This window comes from Massilia sp. Root335, assembly GCF_001425685.1.
Classification (GTDB): domain Bacteria; phylum Pseudomonadota; class Gammaproteobacteria; order Burkholderiales; family Burkholderiaceae_D; genus Telluria; species Telluria luteola.
Genome location: NZ_LMCY01000044.1, coordinates 1 through 691, shown reverse-complemented (window position 1 = coordinate 691; position 691 = coordinate 1). Strand labels below are relative to the sequence as shown.

The following is a 691-nucleotide window of genomic DNA, read 5'->3' as shown; positions in this document are numbered from 1 at the left end:
GATTGCGCCGACCGCGATGCCGTCGGTATCCGTGTCGCCCGCCTGCACCGTGTAGGTATAGGTAACGGTGTTGCCGGCGCTGGACGCGAAGGCGGCACTGCGCGTCGTGCCGCCGATGGTCAGGCCGAGCGTGCTGTCGCTGCCGGTGACGGTGACGTTCTCGTCGAACGTGACGGTGAAATTCAGCGTCTGGCCGGCGACGTAGGTCGCGTTGGCCGGCACGGCGATATTACCGGCGATGCTCGGGACCGTGGCATCGACCAGCACGCCGGTGGTGGCCGGCACGTGACCGGAGAGCGCCAGGCTGGCGTCGTTGCCGGCCGCGTCGCGGATGGTGCTGGTGCCCGCCGTGATCGTGCCGACCGTGATGCCGTCGGCGTCCGTATCGCCGGCCTGCACGGTATAGCGGTAGGTGATCGTGTTGCCGCTGCTCGACAGGAAACCGGCGTTGTGCGCCGTCGCACCGATCGTCAGGCCGAGCGTGCTGTCGCTGCCGGCGACGACGACGTTCTCGTCGAACGTGACGGTGAAGTCGAGATTCTGGCCGGCCACGTAGGTGCCGTTGGCGGGCACGCTCACGTTGCCGGCGACCGTCGGTGCGATCGTGTCGACCAGGATGCCGGTGGTGGCGGGCACGTGACCGGAAAGCGTCAGCGTGGCGTTGTTGCCGGCCGCGTCGCGGATGGTCGAG

The 691-nt window shown here is 68.7% G+C and carries 1 protein-coding gene; it reads right to left on the bottom strand.

Annotated elements, in window-relative coordinates; all coding sequences use genetic code 11:
• Positions 1 to 691, bottom strand: a 691-nt coding sequence (locus ASC93_RS31525) for an Ig-like domain-containing protein (RefSeq protein ID WP_162251943.1), incomplete at both ends; no start/stop codon positions are given.